This window comes from Bradyrhizobium sp. 41S5, from assembly GCF_011516665.3.
Taxonomy (GTDB): domain Bacteria; phylum Pseudomonadota; class Alphaproteobacteria; order Rhizobiales; family Xanthobacteraceae; genus Bradyrhizobium; species Bradyrhizobium quebecense.
Genome location: NZ_CP083721.1, coordinates 6634349 through 6653916, shown reverse-complemented (window position 1 = coordinate 6653916; position 19568 = coordinate 6634349). Strand labels below are relative to the sequence as shown.

20 protein-coding genes are annotated in these 19568 nt (G+C 64.8%); 11 read left to right on the top strand and 9 right to left on the bottom strand.

Annotation, left to right across the window (positions count from 1 at the left end; genetic code table 11):
- Positions 1-220 precede the first annotated feature (220 nt).
- Both HAP47_RS31980 and mhpA read left to right on the top strand, forming a co-directional pair.
- Positions 221-1216, top strand: a complete 996-nt coding sequence (locus HAP47_RS31980) for a VOC family protein (RefSeq protein ID WP_173641151.1) — start codon at positions 221-223, stop codon at positions 1214-1216.
- Between the two features lie 7 nt (positions 1217-1223).
- A complete protein-coding gene (mhpA, locus tag HAP47_RS31975) occupies positions 1224-2849 on the top strand; it encodes a bifunctional 3-(3-hydroxy-phenyl)propionate/3-hydroxycinnamic acid hydroxylase MhpA (protein WP_173641152.1) in 1626 nt (541 codons plus the stop codon).
- Here mhpA and HAP47_RS31970 read toward each other — a convergent pair.
- The 3 genes from HAP47_RS31970 to HAP47_RS31960 are packed head-to-tail and all read right to left on the bottom strand — an operon-like array spanning position 2839 to position 6410.
- On the bottom strand, positions 2839-3312 hold the full coding sequence (locus HAP47_RS31970) for a GlcG/HbpS family heme-binding protein (protein ID WP_173641153.1): 474 nt from the start codon (positions 3310-3312) through the stop codon (positions 2839-2841). The two genes, mhpA and HAP47_RS31970, sit on opposite strands and share 11 nt — an antisense overlap.
- 40 nt (positions 3313-3352) lie before the next feature.
- Positions 3353-4858 carry an aldehyde dehydrogenase family protein gene (locus HAP47_RS31965; RefSeq protein ID WP_210285328.1) on the bottom strand — a complete coding sequence of 502 codons (1506 nt, stop codon included), beginning with the start codon at positions 4856-4858 and terminating at the stop codon, positions 3353-3355.
- Positions 4859-4868: 10 nt separating this feature from the next.
- Positions 4869-6410, bottom strand: coding sequence for a hypothetical protein (locus HAP47_RS31960; protein ID WP_173641154.1), 1542 nt, complete (start codon positions 6408-6410; stop codon positions 4869-4871).
- Positions 6411-6720: 310 nt separating this feature from the next.
- Between HAP47_RS31960 and HAP47_RS31955 the strand changes: the two genes are divergently transcribed.
- The 6 genes from HAP47_RS31955 (at position 6721) to HAP47_RS31930 (ending at position 11243) form a co-directional block, all read left to right on the top strand.
- On the top strand, positions 6721-7488 hold the full coding sequence (locus HAP47_RS31955; protein WP_173641155.1) for a TenA family transcriptional regulator: 768 nt from the start codon (positions 6721-6723) through the stop codon (positions 7486-7488).
- Positions 7489-7509: 21 nt separating this feature from the next.
- Positions 7510-7854, top strand: coding sequence for a 2Fe-2S iron-sulfur cluster-binding protein (locus tag HAP47_RS31950; RefSeq protein ID WP_092124472.1), 345 nt, complete (start codon positions 7510-7512; stop codon positions 7852-7854).
- A 3-nt stretch (positions 7855-7857) separates the two neighbouring features.
- The gene (locus tag HAP47_RS31945) at positions 7858-8154 is read left to right on the top strand and encodes a ferredoxin (protein ID WP_092124473.1); all 297 of its coding nucleotides are present in this window, start codon (positions 7858-7860) and stop codon (positions 8152-8154) included.
- Positions 8155-8166: 12 nt separating this feature from the next.
- A complete protein-coding gene (locus HAP47_RS31940; protein WP_173641156.1) occupies positions 8167-8496 on the top strand; it encodes a 2Fe-2S iron-sulfur cluster-binding protein in 330 nt (109 codons plus the stop codon).
- Positions 8497-8623: 127 nt separating this feature from the next.
- A complete protein-coding gene (locus HAP47_RS31935) occupies positions 8624-9433 on the top strand; it encodes a GntR family transcriptional regulator (protein ID WP_173641157.1) in 810 nt (269 codons plus the stop codon).
- 178 nt (positions 9434-9611) lie between these two features.
- On the top strand, positions 9612-11243 hold the full coding sequence (locus HAP47_RS31930) for a GMC family oxidoreductase (RefSeq protein WP_173641158.1): 1632 nt from the start codon (positions 9612-9614) through the stop codon (positions 11241-11243).
- 172 nt (positions 11244-11415) lie between these two features.
- On the opposite strand, the gene hemE is transcribed toward HAP47_RS31930, so the two are convergent.
- Complete coding sequence (hemE, locus tag HAP47_RS31925) at positions 11416-12462, bottom strand: uroporphyrinogen decarboxylase (protein ID WP_173641159.1); 1047 nt, start codon at positions 12460-12462, stop codon at positions 11416-11418.
- 120 nt (positions 12463-12582) lie between these two features.
- Between hemE and HAP47_RS31920 the strand changes: the two genes are divergently transcribed.
- Entirely contained in the window at positions 12583-12768 is a 186-nt protein-coding gene (locus HAP47_RS31920) for a hypothetical protein (protein ID WP_173641160.1), read from the top strand.
- Between the two features lie 224 nt (positions 12769-12992).
- On the opposite strand, the gene HAP47_RS31915 is transcribed toward HAP47_RS31920, so the two are convergent.
- From HAP47_RS31915 to HAP47_RS31905, 3 genes are read right to left on the bottom strand one after another with little or no spacing between them, the layout of a single operon-like run.
- A complete protein-coding gene (locus tag HAP47_RS31915; protein WP_231168508.1) occupies positions 12993-13289 on the bottom strand; it encodes a hypothetical protein in 297 nt (98 codons plus the stop codon).
- Positions 13290-13345: 56 nt separating this feature from the next.
- Positions 13346-15016: a pilus assembly protein TadG-related protein gene (locus tag HAP47_RS31910; protein ID WP_173641161.1), complete on the bottom strand. Its 1671-nt coding sequence runs from the start codon at positions 15014-15016 to the stop codon at positions 13346-13348.
- Between the two features lies 1 nt (position 15017).
- Positions 15018-15431 (bottom strand): TadE/TadG family type IV pilus assembly protein, encoded by a 414-nt coding sequence (locus HAP47_RS31905; RefSeq protein ID WP_173641162.1) that lies wholly within the window; start codon positions 15429-15431, stop codon positions 15018-15020.
- A 398-nt stretch (positions 15432-15829) separates the two neighbouring features.
- Between HAP47_RS31905 and HAP47_RS31900 the strand changes: the two genes are divergently transcribed.
- A complete protein-coding gene (locus tag HAP47_RS31900; protein ID WP_231168506.1) occupies positions 15830-16717 on the top strand; it encodes a LysR family transcriptional regulator in 888 nt (295 codons plus the stop codon).
- A gap of 30 nt (positions 16718-16747) precedes the next feature.
- On the opposite strand, the gene HAP47_RS31895 is transcribed toward HAP47_RS31900, so the two are convergent.
- Together HAP47_RS31895 and trhO are read right to left on the bottom strand one after the other, a co-directional pair.
- On the bottom strand, positions 16748-16963 hold the full coding sequence (locus HAP47_RS31895; protein WP_173641163.1) for a SlyX family protein: 216 nt from the start codon (positions 16961-16963) through the stop codon (positions 16748-16750).
- The gene (gene trhO / locus HAP47_RS31890) at positions 16956-17708 is read right to left on the bottom strand and encodes an oxygen-dependent tRNA uridine(34) hydroxylase TrhO (protein WP_173641164.1); all 753 of its coding nucleotides are present in this window, start codon (positions 17706-17708) and stop codon (positions 16956-16958) included. Before trhO ends, HAP47_RS31895 begins: the two co-directional genes overlap by 8 nt.
- Positions 17709-17891: 183 nt before the next feature.
- On the opposite strand from trhO, the gene ggt reads away from it, so the two are divergent.
- Positions 17892-19478: a gamma-glutamyltransferase gene (ggt, locus tag HAP47_RS31885; protein ID WP_173641165.1), complete on the top strand. Its 1587-nt coding sequence runs from the start codon at positions 17892-17894 to the stop codon at positions 19476-19478.
- The last annotated feature ends 90 nt before the right edge of the window (positions 19479-19568 follow it).

Genomic DNA, 19568 nt, shown 5'->3' with positions numbered 1-19568 from the left:
GAATTCTCTGCAAACCTTTGACAAACTATGAACTATTGGAACGGGCCGTGCCACCGCGGGCGCCCGCTTCGGTTTCATCGGGAGGCATTGCTAACAAATCGATACAAATGCGTGATGTGACGTCACGGACCGGCAGAGATTGCCCACTACGCTGCTTGATCGCCCGCCGGTTTTTCGCAATGAGTTGGGTTCCCGCCACCGGCAAAACCGGAAGGTGCGCATGAGCTTGCCGACCACGAACCACGATCCCGGGTTTCGGATCACGCGGGCCAGCCACGTGGTCCTGGCCGTCCGTGACCTCGCGGCAAGCCGGCGGTTCTACGAAAACGTGATCGGGCTGATCCTGACCGCGGACGAGGGTGATGCGCTCTATTTCCGCGGCGTCGAGGAGGCCTGTCATCACAGCCTTGTGTTGCGCAAGAGCGAGAGCGCTGTCTGCGCGCGGCTCGGCTTGCGGTTGTTCCAGGGCGATGACCTCGACCGGCTCAAGGTCTTCCTCGAAGCGCAAGGCTGCGAGGCCGCCTGGGCCGAGGTGCCGCACCAGGGCCGAACGCTGCAGGCGACCGATCCGGCCGGCACGCCGCTGGAGTTCTGCGCGACCATGCCGGTCGAGCCGCGCATGATCACCAAATTCACCCGCCATGCCGGCGGGTCGGCGCTGCGGCTCGATCATTACCAGGTGCTGACGCCGGAGGTGCGCAAGGCGTGCGAGTTCTATACTGCGGCAGGGTTCCGGCTCAGCGAGTATATCGCGCCCGCCGGCACGTTCGATCTGCGCGGCGTGTTCCTGCAGCGCAAGGGCAATCCGCACGACATCGTGTTCTTCAACGGCGCCGGACCACGGCTGCATCATTTCGCGTTTCTCGCGCCCGAGGTCCATCATTTGCTGAACGCCTGCGATCTCGCCGGCGAGTTCGGCTATGGCGCGGCCGTCGAGCGCGGTCCGGGCCGGCACGGGCCGGGACACGCGATGTATGTCTATATGCGCGATCCCGACGGGCACCGCGTCGAGCTGTTCAACACGCACTACCAGATCATGGACATCGAGAACGAGCCGATCGGCTGGGATCCGTCCGACCACAAGATCTCGCTTCCATGGGGACTGCCGGCGCGGCGGGCCTGGTTCGAGGAGGCGACGCCGTTCGAAGGTGTCGCGGTCCGCGAGCCGCAGGTGAAGCCGAATCCGTTGACGCTCGAGAGCTTCCTCGCGAAGTAGTATGCCAATGTCCCTCGCGAACCCCGGGTATGGTCCGATGTATGACGCGGCAATCGTCGGCCTCGGGCCGGTCGGTGCCATCTTCGCCAATCTGCTCGCGAAAGCCGGCCTGAGCGTCGCGGTCGTCGAGCGCACTGCCGACATCTACGACAAGCCGCGCGCGATCACGCTCGATCACGAGGCGCTGCGCGTGCTGCAGGCGATCGGGCTCGGCGATTTCATGGAGCAGGCGATCGCCCCGCATAACGGCTCGCATTATCTCGGCGTCGACGGCGAGATCATCAAGATCTTCGACCCGATGCCGCCGCCGTATCCGCTCGGCTGGATTCCGAACGTCACCTTCGTGCAGCCGGACCTCGAGCAGGCGCTGCGCGACAAGCTTGCCGAATATCCGCAGGTTGACGTCTTCCTCGCAGCCGCCGGCGTGGCGCTCGAGCAGGACGAGCGCGCGGTGACGTTGACCGCGCGGTGCGAGCAAGGTGAGGAGTTCCTGATCCGCGCGCGCTATCTGATCGGCTGCGACGGCGCCAACAGCTTCGTGCGCAAGCAGCTCGGCATTGGTCTCGACGACCTTGCCTTCGATGAATGGTGGATGGTGGTGGATACGCTGACCAGCGATCCCGCCAAGCGGCCGGCCAGGAGCTTTCAGTATTGCTGGCCGTCGCGGCCGGGCACCTTCGTGCCGGGGCCGCGCAATCTGCGGCGCTGGGAGATCAAGCTGTTGCCGGGTGAGGATCCCGAGGCGGCCGGCGCGCCCGACAACGTCGTGAAGCTGCTGAAGGGCTTCACCGATATTTCCGACCTCACGATCTGGCGCTCGGCGGTCTATCGCTTCCACGCGCTGCTCGGGCAGCGATGGCGCGACCGCCGCGTGCTCCTGATGGGCGATGCCGTGCACCAGACGCCGCCGTTCCTCGGGCAGGGGCTGTGCGCCGGCATCCGCGATGCCGTGAACCTGGCATGGAAGCTGCGCCTGGTGCTGCGCGGTGACGCCGGCGAGGCGCTGCTCGACGCTTACGAGATCGAGCGCAAGCCGCATGTCCGTGCCGTTGTCGCCAGCGCCAAGGAGTTCGGCAAGATCATCGGCGAACTCGATCCCGCGGCTGCCGCCGAACGCGACGTGCGGCTGCGCGCCGACCTGAAGGCCGGCAGGGCCGAAACCATCAGGCAGAAATTCATTCCCGATCTCGTCTCCGGTCTGATCGGGCGCGATACCGTTCTGGCCGGGCGGCTGTTCGTGCAGCCGCATGTGCGTGCGCCGGATGGACGAACGTGCCGGCTCGACGATCTGCTGAGGCCGGAGTTTGCGATCGTGACGGTGGCCGCGGAGCCGATGGCGTGGCTGTCGGACGCGTCCCGTGCCGCCTGGCAGCATCTCGCCGGCGAACGAGTCGTCATCACCACGTCGGGTGAAAGCGCCGATGCCAATGGTATTCTGAGCGTGGTCGAGCGCGACGGGCTGTTCGCCGACTGGATGCGGCAACATGGCGCCGCCGCGGTCATCGTGCGGCCTGATCGTTACGTCTTCGGTGCCGCCGGCAGCGCCGACGAGCTCAATATGCTCGTCGGGCACCTGCTCGAAGGTCTCGGCGCGAGGCGTTCGTCGTTCCCGGCGACATCAGTCACTTCTTGATGTCGGCTGCGACCAGCACGCGATGACCGTGCAGCAGCTCCTGCAAGGCCTGCAGGGCCGCGACGCCGCATTGGGTGTCCTGCTCGCCGTTGCCGCCGCTCAACCCGATGCCGCCGACAACCTCGTCGTCGACGACGATCGGGAAGCCGCCGACGAACACGGCAAATTTTCCGTCAAAACTCCACTGGATGCCGAAGGCCTCGTTGCCAGGCAAGGCAGGTCCGTTCGGCGGCTGGTTGAACAAATGGGTGGAGCGCTTGTGTCCGGCTGCCGTGAACGCCTTGTTCCAGGCGATCTGCGGGCCGGTGATCCGCGCGCCATCCATCCGCTCCAGCGCCAGCGGATAGCCGCCGTCGTCGGTCACGCAGACCGTTTCCGCAACGCCGATCTCGGCGGATTTGCGGATCGCGGCCGCGATCATGTGGCGGGCTTCGGCAAGTTCAAGTTTGAAGGACTGTCTCATCGCTCTGGTCCAGGATTGGAGTGGGGTCTTCGACCGCGGCTCAGGTGCCGCGGTAGACCGTCTTGATCTGGGTGTAGAATTCGAGGCCGGTGCGGCCGGACTCGCGGAAAGTCGAGGTGCTCGACCGCTTCAATCCGCCGAATGGCGCGTTGATCAAATTGCCCGTCGTGGTGCGGTTGATCTTGACCGTTCCGGACTGGATGTCATTGGCGAAATCGTGCATCGCGCGCGGGTTGCGAGTTACGATCGCGGCCGACAGGCCGTACTCGCTGGCGTTGGCCTTGGCGATCGCATCAGTATAGCTGTCGACCTCGATGATCGCGATGACCGGGCCGAAGATCTCCTCGCGTGCGATCGTCATGTCCTGGGTCACATCGCTGAAGATCGCGGGTGAGACGAAGTATCCGCCGTCATAGGCTGCACCGGTGAGCCGGTCGCCGCCATGGAGGTGCGTCGCTTCTTTTTTCCCGATCGAGACATAGCGCAGCACGGTTTCGAGCTGCTTGGCTGTGGCGAGCGGCCCCATCTCCATCCCGCCGGTGAGGCCGCTGCCGATCTTGATCGCCTTCACCTTGGCGAGCAGCCGTGCGGTGAACTCGGCTCGCACCTGCTTCATGACCAGGACCCGGCTGGTGCCGGTACAGGCCTGGCCGGCCAGCGACAGGCCGCCTTTGACGGTCAAATCGACCGCCAGATCAAGGTCGGCGTCGTCCATGACGATCAGCGGATTCTTGCCGCCGAGCTCCATCTGCGTGCGGGTCGTGAAGCTGACCGCGCGGCAAATCTGTTCGCCGGCGGACGTCGACCCGGTGAAGGAAATCGCGCGAATGACCGGCGGCTCGGTGATCGCAGGCCCGATCTCGCCGGCCTTGCCGGTGATGAAGTTGAGGGCGCCGTTCGGCAGGCCCGCCGCAATCAGCGCCTCCGCCAGGCGATAGCCGCTGAGCGGCGCATCGGACGACGGCTTGAACACCACCGTGTTGCCGGTGACGAGGGCCGGCGCGATCTTGCGCGCCGGGATGGAAGTCGGAAAATTCCAGGGCGTGATCACCGACACGACGCCGAGCGGCTCGCGCAACGTATAGACCGTCATGTCTGCATCGTCGTTCGGAAACACCTCGCCGGTGAGCGACTGTCCCTCGACGGCATAGAACCGCAGGGTCTGCGCCGAGCGGAGCACCTCGTCGCGGGCGAGGCCGAGCGATTTGCCCATTTCCCGCGTCATCTCCCGCGCGATGTGATCGGCGCGGGCCTCGAGATGATCCGCGGCCCGGTTCAGGATGGTGGCGCGTTTGGAGATCGGCGTCCGTCGCCAGCCCTCGAATGCCGCGGCCGCGGCATCGACGGCCGCTTGTGCATCGGCGGCGGTCGATTCCTGGAAGCGTCCGACCAGGTCGCTGGTGTCGGCGGGATTGATGTTCACGAACAGTCTGCCGGAAGCGCTTGCGACCCGCTCGCCGGCGATCAGGTTCGGAAATTCCTCGATCCCTGCGCTGCCCTCCGCGGAAGGGTGCGCGTTGCGTATCGTCGTTTCAGCTATCGTCACAGGATTCTCCTCAATGCCAGATCAGCACCGCGCAGACGGTCGACACCGCGAGCCCGGTCAATACGGGGATCATCGCCGTCCGCACGATCTGGAAGACGGGCACGCGCGCGAAGCCGGCCACTGCGATCAGCGACGACCAGGCCACCAGGGTGCCGCCGCCGGTCCACACCGCGCCCATCTGGCCGACCGCGGCGAGCGTTGCGGGCTCCATTCCCACCGACGGTGCCAGCGCGCCCGACAGTGAGCCGGTCAGCGGCAAGCCGGCAAAGCCCGAGCCGTCGATGCCGGTGATCATGCCGGCGATCAGGATGCCGAAGGCGACGAAAATCTCGTTGCCGGGGATCCAGGCCTGAGCGGTCTGGATCAGTTCGAACAGGAGGCTCGGCGCCTGGGCCGCGGGCACCCCGAGGATCGGCGCAGACAGGCCCGGCTCGGCGCCGAGAAAGAAGAAGCCCGCGATCGGCAGCACGGAGCCCATCGCCTTGAATGCGAAGACGAAACCTTCGGTGACGTGGTCGGCGCTGGTATCGAGGAATTTGCGCAGGTCATCGGTGATGAAGGATGCGCAGATCATCAGGATCGCGGCGACGCCGCCGACCAGTGCGGCAGCGTCGCCGCCCTTGAGGTCGTGGCCGATGCCAAGCTTGGCCAGCACCATCACCGCGATGACGCAGAGAAAGGCGAGCGGGGTCGCAACCGCAAAGAATTTCGACCAGCCTTCGCGGCGCGTCGGCACCCCGGCGAGTTCCTTGTCGATCTGCGCCTGGGTCGCAAGCGGCCGCTGGCCGTCGGCAGTGCCGCGCGCGATCTCCGCCTTGTCGAAAGTGCCCTCCTGCTCCAGCCGCGCCAATTCGCCATTGCTCGACTGCGCCTGCCAGCGCTCCAGCAGCCGGTCGTCGGGCTTGGTGATCGACTTGCGGATCGAAAGATAGGCGAGCGTCAATGCGATGCCGCCCGTGATGAGGGACAGCACCAGCGCGCGGTCCGCGACGGTGGCGGCGCTGACCGCGGCGCCGGCAGCCTTGGCACTGATCCCGGGCGCGACGCCGATCACATAGTCCGATGACAGCGCCATGCCCTGTCCGGCGATCGCGATCGCAATGGCACCGCCGAGCGGCGACAGGCCGGCCGCAATCGCCGCGGGCAGCAGCACCGCGGAAACCAGCGGCACTGCCGGCGTCGGCCAGAAGAACAGCGAGATCACATAGGTGATGGCGACAAGCACGAAGTAGGCGGTGTGTCCGCTCTTCATAATGGCGCGGAACGGCTCGACCATGCGAATGTCCGAGCGCAGCACCTTGAGCGCGTTCAGCAGCGCCGTCATCAGCGCGATCACCAGGAAGATGTTGAAGAGCTCCCTGGCGGCGGTGAAGCTCGCGTTGAAGACGCTGGCAAGTGCCGCGACCGGGCTGTGCGTCCACGCAAGCGCGACCAGGAGTGTCGCGATCACCGAGGGCACAACGACGTTGGCGCGCCAGATCATGGTGAGAACGATGACGGCCACGCCGAGCAAATAGATCCAGTGCGCGGCAACGATCGGAGCGTGCTGCATGGTTGTTGCTTCCCCCTCTAATGCCGCGAATAATGTATACTGTATTCCGCTATGGCAAGCGCAAATTGCGGGCTGGCGATCCGTGCGTCGCAGAAGGATGGGAGTATCTTCGACCGCATATTTGTGCACAAAGCGCACAAAATATCGGCGATTCAATGCGGTTGGTGTCGGGTGCGATGGAGGGCGGGGAACCCGGCCTTCAGTGTTGACAGGCGCAAATATAGTATACAGTATACCGAAATAGCCAACCAAAATCGGACCGATGGTCCGCGGCCGGACGGCCATTTCTTCACGGCACAGGAGCGCCACGATGCAAAAGCTGATGGATCACGTGGAATTTCGAGCGGCCCTCGAAAATGCCATCAAGGGAAAGAGCGCCAACAAGGCTCCGTTCAGCGTCGCCTGGGCGAGCGGCAAGCTCAGCCGCGCGCATCTCGCGCGCTGGGCCGAAAACCACTACCACTATGTCGGTCCGTTTGCCGACTACCTCGGCTACATCTATGCGCGGATGCCGGAGCAGTACCAGGAAGCCAAGGACTTCCTGCTCGCCAATATGTATGAGGAGGAGATCGGGGGCGACCGTCACACCGATCTGCTGATCCGCTTCGCGGAGGCCTGCGGCACGACCGCTGCGCGCATCAAGAACCCCGACAACATGACGCCGACGACGCGCGGGCTGCAGAGCTGGTGTTATGCGGTCGCGATGCGCGAGGATCCGATCGTCGCTGTGGCCGGCCTCGTGGTCGGTCTGGAGTCGCAGGTCCCCTCGATCTATCGCAAGCAGACGCCGACCCTGCGCGAGAAGTACAAATTCACCGATGAGGAAGTCGAGTTCTTCGACCTTCACATCGTGTCGGACGAGATTCACGGCGAGCGCGGCTACCAGATCGTGCTCGAGCACGCCAATACGGTCGAGCTGCAGCAGCGTTGCCTCAAGATCTGCGAGATCGGCGCACAGATGCGGCTGCTCTACACGACCGCGCTGTACCACGACTATGTCGCAAGCGACATTCCGCTGGCTGAGCTCGATCTTGCCAGCGGCGTCTCCGCTGAGGAACGCGTGCTGTTGCAGGCCTGAGTCGCGGGGAGCAGCGGCGCGATGCCCAACGTCATCTTTCACCGCAACGGCGAGACCTTTGTCGGCGAGGTCAAGGAGAACACCAATCTCGTCGTCCGCGCCGGCATCCGCCAGTTTCCCTACCCCAACTTCCTTTACGGCTGCGGGATGGGGAAGTGCGGGAAGTGCGCGTCGCTGATCATCAAGGGCGGCGAGCACTTGCCGGAGCCGAACTGGAAGGAAAAGAAGCGCCTCGGTGCCAGGATCGAGCAGGGATATCGGCTCGCTTGCCAGCTCTGGCTCACGCATGACGTTGAACTGTCGCAGGAGGCAGCCCCGCTGGTCGACGTCGTCGCGCCGGCCGGCGCCGCGGTTGGGAGGACGTGACCGATGTATGTGATACTGACGAGCAAGCCGGGGCAGTTTCGTACCGAGATCGCTGACGGCCTGCGGCCGCTCGCGGCCTATGACTACCTGTTCTACGGGATCAGGAAGGCAACGTTCGTGATCGCCGAGCTGGTCGAGGAGACCAAGGTCAGGGTGATCGACGAGGCCTGGTCGCCGCCGATCGTGAACGAGGTGCCCTCGAAATTCCTCGAGAAGTTCGAGACGCCCGAGCGGGCGCTGCACGAACTCGAGCACCTCATCACCTTCGGTCACATGGACACCAAGCTGCGCAAGCGCTGAGCGGATGGCAGGATGATCGAAGTCACGTTTCTGACCAATGGCGGGAAAACCGTCACATCCGCGGAGAACAGCAATCTGCTGCGCGTCTCGCTGCGCGAGCAGGGCGGCATTCCGTTCAAGTGCGGCGGCGGCCTGTGTGGAACCTGCAAATGCCTGATCGAGAAAGGCATCGAGAACACCGATGCGATCAAGCCGAAGGAGCGGAAGCACCTCACCGACGCGCAGTTCGCCGCCGGCTATCGGATGGCGTGCCAGACCTTTCTCACCGGCAGCGTGAGCGTGTCGTGGGTGCCGAAAGCCGCGGCGTCGCCGGCTCGACCTGTAGCTGTTGACGGCGAATGAGCGCGGCTTGATGGCATGCAGCCGGCGGTCTAAATTCGCAACAGCGGTCATTCGGCCAGGACTCTGGCAGCTCGCTGGACCTCCGGTGTCCATGCATTGAGCGAAGCGCGGCCGGACAGGTCGGTTCATGGCAGGCAAGCTCGGAAGCTCCAAACGTCTCGGCGACGACTACCTCTCCCTCCACGGCAGGGTCATCGAGGAGCTGCGGCAGGCGATCCTGAGCCGGCGGCTGAAGCCCGGCGAGCGGCTGGTCGAGGGCCGGCTCGCCGATGAGCTCGGTGTTTCCCGCAATCCCGTGCGCGAGGCGATCCGCGTGCTGGAGTCGGAGGGGCTCGTCGAGGTGACGGCGCGGCGCGGTGCCTCCGTCATCACGATGAGCGATGAGGAAGCGCGCGAGACCGTCGAAGTCCGCGCGCTACTCGAGGGACAAAACGCGCGCCTGGCTGCTCGGCGCCGCGAAGAGAGCATCATCAAGCGGATCGCGGCGGTGTTGAAGCAGGGCAACGAGGCGGTCGCGGGACGGCGCTACGACCTGTTGTCGGATCTCAACCAGCAATTCCATCATGAACTGGCGGAGGCTGGCCGCAACCGCGTGCTCGCCGATCTGCTGAAGCGGCTGCGCGAACGCACGGCGATGCTGTTCTCGCCCACCGATCCGGTGCGCCAGGCGCGGACCTGGGATGAGCACGCCGCGATCCTGCGCGCCATCATCGCCGGCGACGAGCGCGCCGCCGCCACGCTTGCCGCCGAGCACGTGATGCGCGCCGGTGCGGATTTTCTCTCCAGCCTCCATGTGCCCGATGAGGAGACCTCGCTGGAGGCGGCGTCGGCGAAATACGGCCAGCCGTCCGGCTCCCGCGTGGATCAGACGGCGACCAAGCCGCCGCGCCGGAACCAGCAGCGCGCCGGTACGCGGCGGCGAAAAGCGGAGAGCTGAACGCGCCCGTCGCGTTGATGGTTTGTGGCCGCCGATCCTGCGGTCAAAGGTCCGGTGGTACCGCTCCGGATCGTCAGCTAACTTTCTTGACCGTCTCTGCCACGCTCGCTACGTCTCTTGCCAATGCTGGGCAGGGGCGCAACCCTGCCGGCCGCGCCGCATGGCCCGGGGGAAACCAATGAACAACAACAACGATGGCGCGTCGCCGAACGACGTCGCCGAGTATGATTACGTCATCGTCGGCGCCGGCTCGGCCGGCTGCGTGCTGGCCAACCGCCTGAGCGCCGACGGCAGGCATTCGGTGCTGCTGCTCGAGGCCGGGCCGAAGGACACCAATATCTGGATCCATGTCCCGCTCGGTTACGGCAAGCTGTTCAAGGAAAAATCCGTCAACTGGATGTACCAGACCGAGCCCGAGCCCGGCCTGAACGGGCGGCAGGTGTTCCAGCCGCGCGGCAAGGTGCTCGGCGGCTCCAGCTCGATCAACGGCCTGCTCTATGTGCGCGGCCAGCACGAGGATTATGACCGCTGGCGGCAGCGCGGCAATGCCGGCTGGGGCTATGACGACGTCTTGCCCTATTTCAGGAAGGCGGAGGATCAGCAGCGCGGCGGCGACAAATATCACGGCGCGGGCGGTCCGCTGCCGGTGTCGGACTGGCGGCACCACGATCCGCTGTCGGAAGCTTTCGTGCATGCCGCGGCCGAGGTCGGCATCCCGACCAATCCGGATTTCAACGGCGCGACCCAGGAGGGCGCAGGCTTCTTCCAGACCACGACGCGGCGCGGCCGGCGCGCCAGCACGGCGCGGTCCTATCTGCGGCCGGCGCTGACGCGCGGCAATCTGCATGTCGAGACGTCGGCGCTGGCGCAGCGCGTCCTGTTCGATGGCAAGCGCGCGAGCGGCGTCGCGTACAGGCAGAACGGGCAGTTGCGCACGGCCAAGGCGCGCAAGGAGGTGCTGTTGTCGAGCGGCGCGTACAACTCGCCGCAATTGCTGCAGCTCTCCGGCGTCGGCCCGGCCGATCTGCTGCGGCAGCATGGCATCGAGGTTCTGCTCGATGCGCCCGGCGTGGGTAACGACCTGCAGGATCACATGCAGGTGCGCATCGTCACGCGCTGCGCCCAGAGCGTCACGCTGAACGACGTCATCAACAATCCGGTGCGCCGCGTCATGGCCGGCCTGCGCTACGCGGCGTTGCGCAAGGGGCCACTGACGATTGCCGCCGGTACGTCGGGGGCATTCTTCAAGACCAGTCCGCGGCTGGCGTCGCCTGACATCCAGATCCACTTCCTGCCGTTCTCCACCGACAAGATGGGCGAGAAGCTGCATCCGTTCTCGGGCTTCACGGCTTCGGTCTGCCAGCTGCGCCCGGAGAGCCGCGGCTCGCTAAAGATCCGGAGCGCGGACCCGAGCGTGCCGCCGGAAATCCGCATCAACTATCTGGCGACCGAGACCGATCGCCGCGCCTTCATCGACGGCATCCGCATCCTGCGCAAGATCCTGGCCGCGCCGGCGCTCAAGTCATACTCGGTCGGGGAAGTCGATCCCGGCGCCAAGGTGGTGAGCGACGACGATTTGCTCGATTTCTGCCGCCGCACCGGCAGCACGGTCTATCATCCGACCTCGACCTGCCGGATGGGCAACGATGCGCTGGCGGTCGTCGACCAGCGGCTCAAGGTGCGCGGTGTCGAGGGTCTGCGCGTGGTCGATGCGTCTGTCATGCCGGACCTGATGTCGGGCAACACCAACGCACCGACGATCATGATCGCGGAGAAGGCCTCGGATATGATTTTGGAAGATGCGAGGTAAGACGTGATCCGTCATCCCCGCGCAAGGGCAAGCCTTTGTCGCTGGAGGTGCGAGCCTTGCGGCGCAATTGCGCCGCTGGGCGAGCCTTGAAGGATGAACGGCCACAGACGGGCCGTCGACCCTTCGAGGGCCGCTGAAGGAGCGGCCACCTCAGGGGTGACGGTGAGAGACCTCACCCCTTATACGCGCGGACCCGTGCGACCATCTGCTCGACATGGGCAATCGGCGTTTCCGGCAGGATTCCGTGACCGAGATTGAAGATCAGCCGGCCGCTGCCAAAGTTCTCCAGCACATCGTCCACCGCGCGGTCGAGCGCGGCGCCGCCGGCAATCAGGGCCAGCGGATCGAGATTGCCCTGCACGGCGACGCGGCTCTGCACGCGCTCGCGGATCATTGACGGCTCGGCGGCCCAATCGATCGAGACGGCATCGACGCCGGTTTGCTCGACATAGGCCGGCAGCATGCCCGCCGCGCCGCGCGGAAAGCCGATGATCCGGGCACCGGGGACCTGCTTGCGCACCCCGGCAACGATGCGCCGGGTTGGCTCGATCGACCAGCGGGCGAACTCGCGTGGCGGCAGCACGCCGGCCCAGGTGTCGAAGATCTGCAGGCAGTCGGCGCCGGCCTTGAGCTGGCCGACGAGATAGTGGATCGAGTTCTCGACCAGGACGTCGATGATCTTGGCAAACGCGTCCGGATGGCGGTAGGCGAGCATCCGTGCGGGGGCCTGGTCCGGCGTGCCCTGTCCGGCCACCATGTAGGTCGCAACCGTCCATGGCGCGCCGCAGAAGCCGATCAGCGTAATGTTCGGCGCAAGCTCGCGGCGGACGCGGCGCAGCGCTTCAAACACCGGCTCAAGCTTGTCGAAATCGGCCTGGGTGGCCAGCGTCGCGATTTCGCCGGGCGTGGCCAGCGGATCGAGCCGCGGCCCTTCGCCGGCCTCGAAGCGCACCGCACGGCCGAGCGCGTAGGGGATCACCAGGATGTCGGAGAAGATGATCGCGGCGTCGAAGTTGAACCTGCGGATCGGCTGCAGCGTGATCTCGGTGGCGAATTCGGGTGTGAAGCAGAGATCGAGGAAGCCGCCGGCCTTGGCGCGCAGCTCGCGATATTCCGGCAGATAGCGGCCGGCCTGCCGCATCATCCAGAGCGGCGGCACGGCCTGCCGGTGGCCCGACAGGAGGTTGATGAGCGGCTTCTTCGTGGGATCCTGGGGCACGCGAAAGTTCCTGATCAGATCAAAATTTGACCCCTGATACACGCTGCGGCGCAATGGGCCAAGGCGGTTCTGGAACCCCGGTTTGTGCAGGGGCGTTGTCCCCCGAAATGGAGGGACGATATGGCCGAGAAATTCGATCCTGCAGCGCATGACAAGCACGCCGAGAAGCCCCACGACGCACAGGCTGCGGACCGCAAGGCGCGCTCCCGGTTGAAGGAGGGGCTGGAGGATACTTTCCCGGCCTCCGATCCGCTCAGTGCCACCCAGCCCGCGCCGTCGAAGCACGACGGCAATCGGGACAATTAGCTGGCATATCCGGGCGATCGCTAACCAGGATGCGAAATGAGTTCAGCCGCGGGAGGAACGACTCGCCGCGCAGCGGTGGTTCGAAGCGCACCGCACCCGTGGTGTGGAGCGTGATCGTCGCGACAGCAATCGCCGTGATCCTCTGGCTGACGCTGCACGGATGACAGGTTTGCGGGCGGCCTCGATCAGCGAAGCCGCCCGAATGTCGTGATGTTCCGGACCGGCTAGACCGGACCGCATTCGGGGCGCTGCACCCGGTCAAATTCGAAGGTCACGCCGAGCCGGCGCTCCAGCCGCCAGACCAGAATGCAGTGCCGCCGGATCGGTTCGCTCTCGATCTCGAGATCGAACGCGAACGCGAACGGAATCGCGACATCGCTTTCCACAGCCAGCCCTGCGCCGCCGGTCGAGATGTTGAGCACAAGACATCCGATGCCGGTGTTGCGGAAGAAGATCGTTCCGCGCTTCATCAGGACGGTTCGCTGGCTGTCGATCTTGTATCTCTTTATTGTTGTACTCACGCCAGTCTCCTGCCGCGATGTGATGCCCGCTCGCGATCGTTTCCCCGGAGAACGCCCTAGTTCACCAGCACCGCGCCGTCGCAGCGAACGCCGAGTACCCAGACGTCGACTTGGCCGAGCCCGATGCCGAGCGTCGAGAGCAGGGACGCCAGCACCTGATCGATCGGACTCGTCACGGCGTTGAGGATGCTCATGACCAGCGCGCCCAAGCCCGGGATCGGAAGCCCAAGCGGGCCGACATTGATGGTGAGCGAGAGGTCGCCCAGCAGACTTGATGTGAGCGAGGTGAGGAAGTTGGTGGTCGTCACCGTCTTCTTCGTCCCCGACTGGATGTCGCTGTAGCTGAAATTGACGTTGGTCGGCGTGGTATTGCCCATACCGACATGGGCGAGGCCGGTGACGGTGATGAGGCCAAGATTGACCAGCATCGCCGGCGGCGGATTGGGCTTGGTCGTGAAGTTGGTCATGTCGGCAACCGTGACGTTGCCGATCCAGGCGTCGACGATCCCCGGCGTCACGCCGATCGTGACCTGCGAGGTGTTGATGTTCGGATGGCCGCAGGACACCGCGTTGAGGGTCGCGGTGCCCGAGGCGACCTCGACATAGACCGGGAGGTTGATCGCGGAAATGCTGCCGGAGCCGAGCACATTGATGGTCGCCAGGATTCTGGTCTGCGCGGTGTGGACGCTCACGCCCTGGGTGCCCATCGCGATCCAGCTCGAGCCGACCGGGCGCTCGCCGACCGTCGCGATCACGGACACGTTGGCGATGCCGGGCAGCCCGAGATTGACAGAGGTTGCGATCTGATTGCTGCCGTTGGCGATCTGCGCCACCGTGTTGACGAGGTCGAAGACCGAAACGCTGGCGCCGACCTTCGGTTTCTGGCCTACCGTGAGGTTGGCGAAGGGGCCGAGATCGATCAGGGTGCCCGGCGAAATCTTGGTTGAGGAGCCGGTGACGGCCTGGGAGATCGTCGACAGTGCGGTCGTCGCCGCGCCCGCGCCGTTGGTGATCTGCTGTGTGGTCAGCGCGGCCGCGATGATATCGCCGACCTTGAGATTGCTGCTCAAGAGGTCGCTATAGGTGACGCCGGTCAGGTTGACCCGGGTTGCCAGCGCCGACAGGAAGTCCAGGGCGTCGATCTTGGCGCTGATCAGCGAATTATAGTCCATCACCGAGAGCGACAGCGTGGTGCCGAGCATGGAGCCGAGCAGCGCGTTGAGCACGCCGCCATTGACCGAAAGCAGCCGCGAGCCGATCGCGAACGAGGCCATTTCGGTCGATGTCGCGGTGGCGGTCGTCGTGATGTTGAAGCTGCTCGCGCCGGTCAGATAGCGCGCGAAGTAGAGGGGGGTCTTGGTCGTCAACGTGACGCGCGCAGCGTTCGGAATGCCGACCGCCGGGGTCACGAAACGGGCCTGCGGCGCGACGGCGCTGTTTGCGGTGTAGGTCCCCGTCTCGACCTTGACCAGCGCGCTGGCCGGATAGTTGTTCTGCGTCACCGTCGCGGAGGCGGCGTTGACCGGATTGCTCAAATTGGCGGCAGCGACGATTGCGGCGAGGTCGGCGGTGCTCTGGGTCTTGCGCCGGTCGGCGAAGATCGTGCCGAGATCGATGGCAAGCCCGGCGCACCCGATCAGGAGCGTCATCAGGCCGGCCGAGATCATCGCGAAGTTTCCTCGTTCGTCGGCGCCGAAACGCCGCATCAGCATGAGGATGCGGCTCATGCTAGAATCCTCCGTACTGGATCGCCGCGGAGCGGACGATGGTGCTCGCCGGAGCGGGAACGAAAGGCAGCTTGTAGATGAAGTTGCCGGCCGCGTTGTAGTTGACAGTCACGACGTAGACGTTGGCGTTCAATGGGGACGGTGCGGCATTGACGGTGAGATTGCTGGCTACGAGCAGCGGATAGGTCGATGCGTTGGCGGCGACGTAGCTGGTCGCGAGGCTGTTGCGTTCGGTGTCGGTCATTCCGGCGATCGACGACCGCGCCGCTTCGGCGGCGAGTTGCTGGACGCCATGCACCATCGCGAGATACGAACCGAATACAATGATGCCGAAAATGAAGGCGAGAAACAACGGCAGCATAAGCGCAAATTCGACGGCAGAAGCGCCGCTTCGACAACGAAAGAACCTGGTCATGGCACACCTCGGAACGCAACCTAGGGCGCCACGTTGCGAGGCTTTGATTAAGGAAAACTATGAAAACGCTTCCGCGAATCAGCGACGTCAATTCAGATGAATGGCAGCGTTCAAACTTATTAGGTGGACGACGCGTTATGGGGCGATCAGAATCTTTGATGCCGTGTCCGCAGAAATCCGGGGTCCGAAGGTGTCGAGGTGCTGCGTGCGCGTGCAGATGCAGTCGTCTGGTACCGTAGCACTACGTGGGAATGCACGTAACAATACATATGGGCTGCAATTGCAGTAGCATCGCGGCGAATTGAAGTTAAACGAAAGTGCAACCAAATGTTAGTATAGGTAAATCACATACTTTGGAGATCGTAATTGCGTCTCGCGCTGAGATTGGAGGGCTCGCGATGCACAGACCACGTCAACATTTGAATATTCCGACAGAGATCGTTCGCACCGTCGTTGCGATAGCAGAGACGGGAAGTCTATCGAAGGCCGGCGAGCGTCTCGGCCTCAGTCAGCCGGCGATCAGTTCGCAGGTCAAGCGACTGCAGAGCCTGGTTGGTGGCGCGCTGTTTGTCAGAACAGCAAACGGCACCACAACCACCGAGCTCGGCAAGGTCGCCGTGCAGCAGGCAAGGCGAATCCTCGAAGCGAACGACCAACTGCTTCGGCTCGGCGGCAATCACGAAGGACCGCAGCCCTTGCGGCTCGGAATAAGCACGATGCTCGCCGAGGAATTCCTCAAGCTGCATCCGGCCGACGCACTCGCCGACGTGCTGGTTCACGCCGACATGTCGCCGGTCGTCATCAGAGGATTGATCGACAGCTACATCGACATCGCCTTCGTCTACAGCAACCCTTCGCTGGAGAACGAACACGAGGTGACGATCGCCGCCGAGGCCGAAGAGCGTTCGGTTTGGGTGCGGTCTCGCGATTTTGTTCTGCGGCCGGGCGCCCCGATCCCGATCCTGGCGTGGCCGGGTGACGACTGGATGATCCGGACACTGGCCAAGCATAACATCTCGTACAAGATTGTATTCAGGAGCCCGAACCACCAACTGCGACTGGAGGCCGCACGGGCCGGATACGGCCTGACGGCGTGCCCCGAGCGGATGATCCCGTCCTCGCTGGTTTCGGCGAGGGACTATTATCTCCCGGAGCTCCCGCTGCAGAAGCGCTTGTTGTGCGTTCGTCCGGGTCTCGAAGGAAGTCGGGCGACGGCGATGGTGCAGCGGTTGTCGAGCCTGTTCTTCAGCGGCACGAAGCCGATGCGTCAGGTGAGCAACATGTAATCCGGCGCCGCCGGGCTCCGGCGGTACCGATCAGTAGTGCGGTGGGCGCTCGTTGGCGGGGCCGGGCGCTTGGCGTTCGGCCTCCTGAAGCCGGTTGCGCAGCTCGGCGAGCTGGCGCGTCAGCGCGTCGATCTGCTTCCATTGTGCCGTGATGGTCTGGTTCAGCGTCTCGATGGCTTCGTCCTGGTAGGTCAGGCGGACCTCCAGCGCATCGATCCGTTCGCTCAGCTTGGCCGCGTCATTCATGCACGGCGTCCTCGTGCCCACGCTCGCGCAGGCCGTGGCCGAGCGCGACCCGTTCGTCGAACACAAAGCAGTCGCCGCGCCAGCGGCTGTCCTGCCGCGGCGTTTCCTCGAGATATTTCAGGATGCCGCCCCTGAGGTGATAGACCTCGCTGAAGCCTTGCGCGAGCAGATAGGCGCTCGCCTTCTCGCAGCGGATGCCGCCGGTGCAGAACATTGCAATCCTGCGGTGCTTCGCGGGATCGAGGTGCCGCGCGGCAAATTCCTTGAATTGTCCGAAGCTCGCGATCTTGGGATCGACCGCGCCTTCGAAACTGCCCAACGCGACCTCGAACGCGTTGCGGGTGTCGAGCACCATGATGTCGGGCGAGGCGATGAGCTCGTTCCAGTCGGCGGCGTCGACATAGGTGCCGACCTGCCGCGTCGGATCGACCGTGGTGTCGCCGAGCGTCACAATCTCCTTCTTCAGCCGCACCTTGAGTCGCTGGAACGGCATCTGCGCGGCTTCGGAGAATTTCAGCTCGAGATTGTCGAGGCGGCCGCCGAACAGCGGCCCGTGCCTCAGCTCGGCGACGAAACCATCGATGGCTTCGTCGCTGCCGGCGATGGTGCCGTTGATGCCCTCATGCGCGAGCAGCACGCTGCCCTTGAGATCAAGCCCGGTGCAGAGTGCGCGCAGCGGCTCGCGCAATGCGCGGAAGTCGGGCAGCGCGGCGAACTGGTAGAAGGCGGCGACCTTGAGGGGCATGGCCGGGGTTTATCAGGCCAGCCAGAGCGGCGAAACCCCGCAAAGCCATGCATTATCGGGATAATTCCTCTGGCATACCATGCATTGCCCTGCCGGGGACGAATGTGTCATGTACTTCGTATCCCCTTGGCATCCACCCGCCGCAGCAGCATCAGACCCTCACGATCAAGCGAGCTCTCCGTTATGAGGAATTTCCACTTCGCCGGCCGTTCCACGGTCCACGCCCAGAACGCGATGGTTGCGACGTCGCATCCGGAAGCGGCGCTGGCGGCCATCGAGGTGATGCGCGCGGGCGGCACCGCCGCTGACGCTGCGGTTGCGGCCTGCGCGCTGCTCGGTGTCATCGAGCCGCAATCGACCGGCATCGGCGGCGACTGCTTTGCCCTGATCCAGCCGAAGGGCGAGGGCAAGATCACGGCCTATAACGGCAGCGGCCGGGCGCCGATGGCGGCTACCGCCGAGTGGTACCTCGAACGCAAGATCCATTCGGTGCCGCTGACCTCGGCGCATGCCGTCAGCATTCCCGGCGCAATCGACGCCTGGGACGTGATCCTCCGGGATCACGGCAAGTTCGGCTTCGACCGGCTGCTGCAGCCCGCGATCAGGGCCGCCGAGGAGGGCTATGTCGTCGCTCCGCGCATCGCCTTCGACTGGAAGAACGGCTTCGAGAAGCTGAAGAACGGCACCAACACCGAGCGCTACCTGCTGCCGCATGGCAAGCCTGCGGTCGCCGGCGACGTGATCCGCCAGCCCGAGCTCGGCAAGACGTTGCGCGCGATCGCTCAAAAGGGCCGCGACGCCTTCTATAGCGGCGAGATCGCCGCCGACATGGTCGACACGCTGCGCGGTATCGGCGGCCTGCATACGCTGGAGGACTTTGCGGCGCATTCGACCGAGACGACCTCGCCGATCGGCACGATGTACAAGGGCTATGACGTCTGGCAGTGCCCGCCGAACGGCCCCGGCATCACCATGCTGGTGATGCTCAACATCCTGTCGCGCTTCGACCTGACCAGGTTCAAGCCGCTCAGCATCGAGCGCTTCCACCTCGAGGCCGAGGCGGCACGCATCGCCTACATGATGCGCGAGCAGCATATCGGCGATCCCCAGCACGTGCATGTCGACGTTGCCGGCATTCTCGCCCGCGAATTCGCCGACGAGCACATCAAGAATATCCGGATGGACCGGCTGCTCGAACTGCCGAACGTTGCGCCGCCGATGAATCCCTCGACCGTCTACATCACGGTGGTCGACAAGGACCGCAACGTCTGCTCCTTCATCAACTCGATCGCGCATTCATTCGGCTCGGCGATCGTCTCCAACAAGACCGGCGTCCTGCTGCAGAACCGCGCCGGCGGCTTCCGCATCCAGCCCGGCCATCCGAACTGCATCGCGCCCGGCAAGCGTCCGCTGCACACCATCATCCCGGCGCTGGCCACCAGGAACGGCCGCGCGGTGATGCCGTATGGCGTCATGGGCGGGCAGTATCAGCCGGTCGGCCAGACCCGCGTGCTGACCAACATGCTCGACTATGGCTGCGACATTCAGGAGGCGATCGACATGCCGCGCGGCCTGCATTACGAGGGCGTCTACCAGCTCGAGGACAGCGTGCCGGCGGAGATCGTCGAAGGCCTGAAGAAGATCGGCCACAAGACCACCAGCGTGGTCGCGCCGCTCGGCGGCGGCCAGGGCATCTGGATCGATTGGGAGAAGGGCACGCTGACCGGCGGCTCCGATCCGCGCAAGGACGGCTGCGCGCTCGGCTACTGAATGTCACAGGCAGCAGGGCCGGATATGCGTTGAGGAACAAGCTGTTCTCGCAGGGATTGGTGCTGGAAGCCCTTTCACGCGAGGCCCGCC

Bases quoted from the DNA above. Each gene is read 5' to 3' on its own strand.
- HAP47_RS31980 (WP_173641151.1), top strand. From the start codon at position 221: ATGAGCTTGCCGACCACGAACCACGATCCCGGGTTTCGGATCACGCGG.
- HAP47_RS31935 (WP_173641157.1), top strand. From the start codon at position 8,624: ATGGCAGGCAAGCTCGGAAGCTCCAAACGTCTCGGCGACGACTACCTC.
- HAP47_RS31900 (WP_231168506.1), top strand. From the start codon at position 15,830: ATGCACAGACCACGTCAACATTTGAATATTCCGACAGAGATCGTTCGC.
- HAP47_RS31940 (WP_173641156.1), top strand. From the start codon at position 8,167: ATGATCGAAGTCACGTTTCTGACCAATGGCGGGAAAACCGTCACATCC.
- mhpA (WP_173641152.1), top strand. From the start codon at position 1,224: ATGTCCCTCGCGAACCCCGGGTATGGTCCGATGTATGACGCGGCAATC.
- HAP47_RS31905 (WP_173641162.1), bottom strand. From the start codon at position 15,431: ATGACCAGGTTCTTTCGTTGTCGAAGCGGCGCTTCTGCCGTCGAATTT.
- ggt (WP_173641165.1), top strand. From the start codon at position 17,892: ATGAGGAATTTCCACTTCGCCGGCCGTTCCACGGTCCACGCCCAGAAC.
- HAP47_RS31895 (WP_173641163.1), bottom strand. From the start codon at position 16,963: ATGAATGACGCGGCCAAGCTGAGCGAACGGATCGATGCGCTGGAGGTC.
- HAP47_RS31955 (WP_173641155.1), top strand. From the start codon at position 6,721: ATGCAAAAGCTGATGGATCACGTGGAATTTCGAGCGGCCCTCGAAAAT.
- trhO (WP_173641164.1), bottom strand. From the start codon at position 17,708: ATGCCCCTCAAGGTCGCCGCCTTCTACCAGTTCGCCGCGCTGCCCGAC.
- HAP47_RS31960 (WP_173641154.1), bottom strand. From the start codon at position 6,410: ATGCAGCACGCTCCGATCGTTGCCGCGCACTGGATCTATTTGCTCGGC.
- HAP47_RS31970 (WP_173641153.1), bottom strand. From the start codon at position 3,312: ATGAGACAGTCCTTCAAACTTGAACTTGCCGAAGCCCGCCACATGATC.
- HAP47_RS31945 (WP_092124473.1), top strand. From the start codon at position 7,858: ATGTATGTGATACTGACGAGCAAGCCGGGGCAGTTTCGTACCGAGATC.
- HAP47_RS31910 (WP_173641161.1), bottom strand. From the start codon at position 15,016: ATGAGCCGCATCCTCATGCTGATGCGGCGTTTCGGCGCCGACGAACGA.
- HAP47_RS31930 (WP_173641158.1), top strand. From the start codon at position 9,612: ATGAACAACAACAACGATGGCGCGTCGCCGAACGACGTCGCCGAGTAT.
- HAP47_RS31950 (WP_092124472.1), top strand. From the start codon at position 7,510: ATGCCCAACGTCATCTTTCACCGCAACGGCGAGACCTTTGTCGGCGAG.
- HAP47_RS31920 (WP_173641160.1), top strand. From the start codon at position 12,583: ATGGCCGAGAAATTCGATCCTGCAGCGCATGACAAGCACGCCGAGAAG.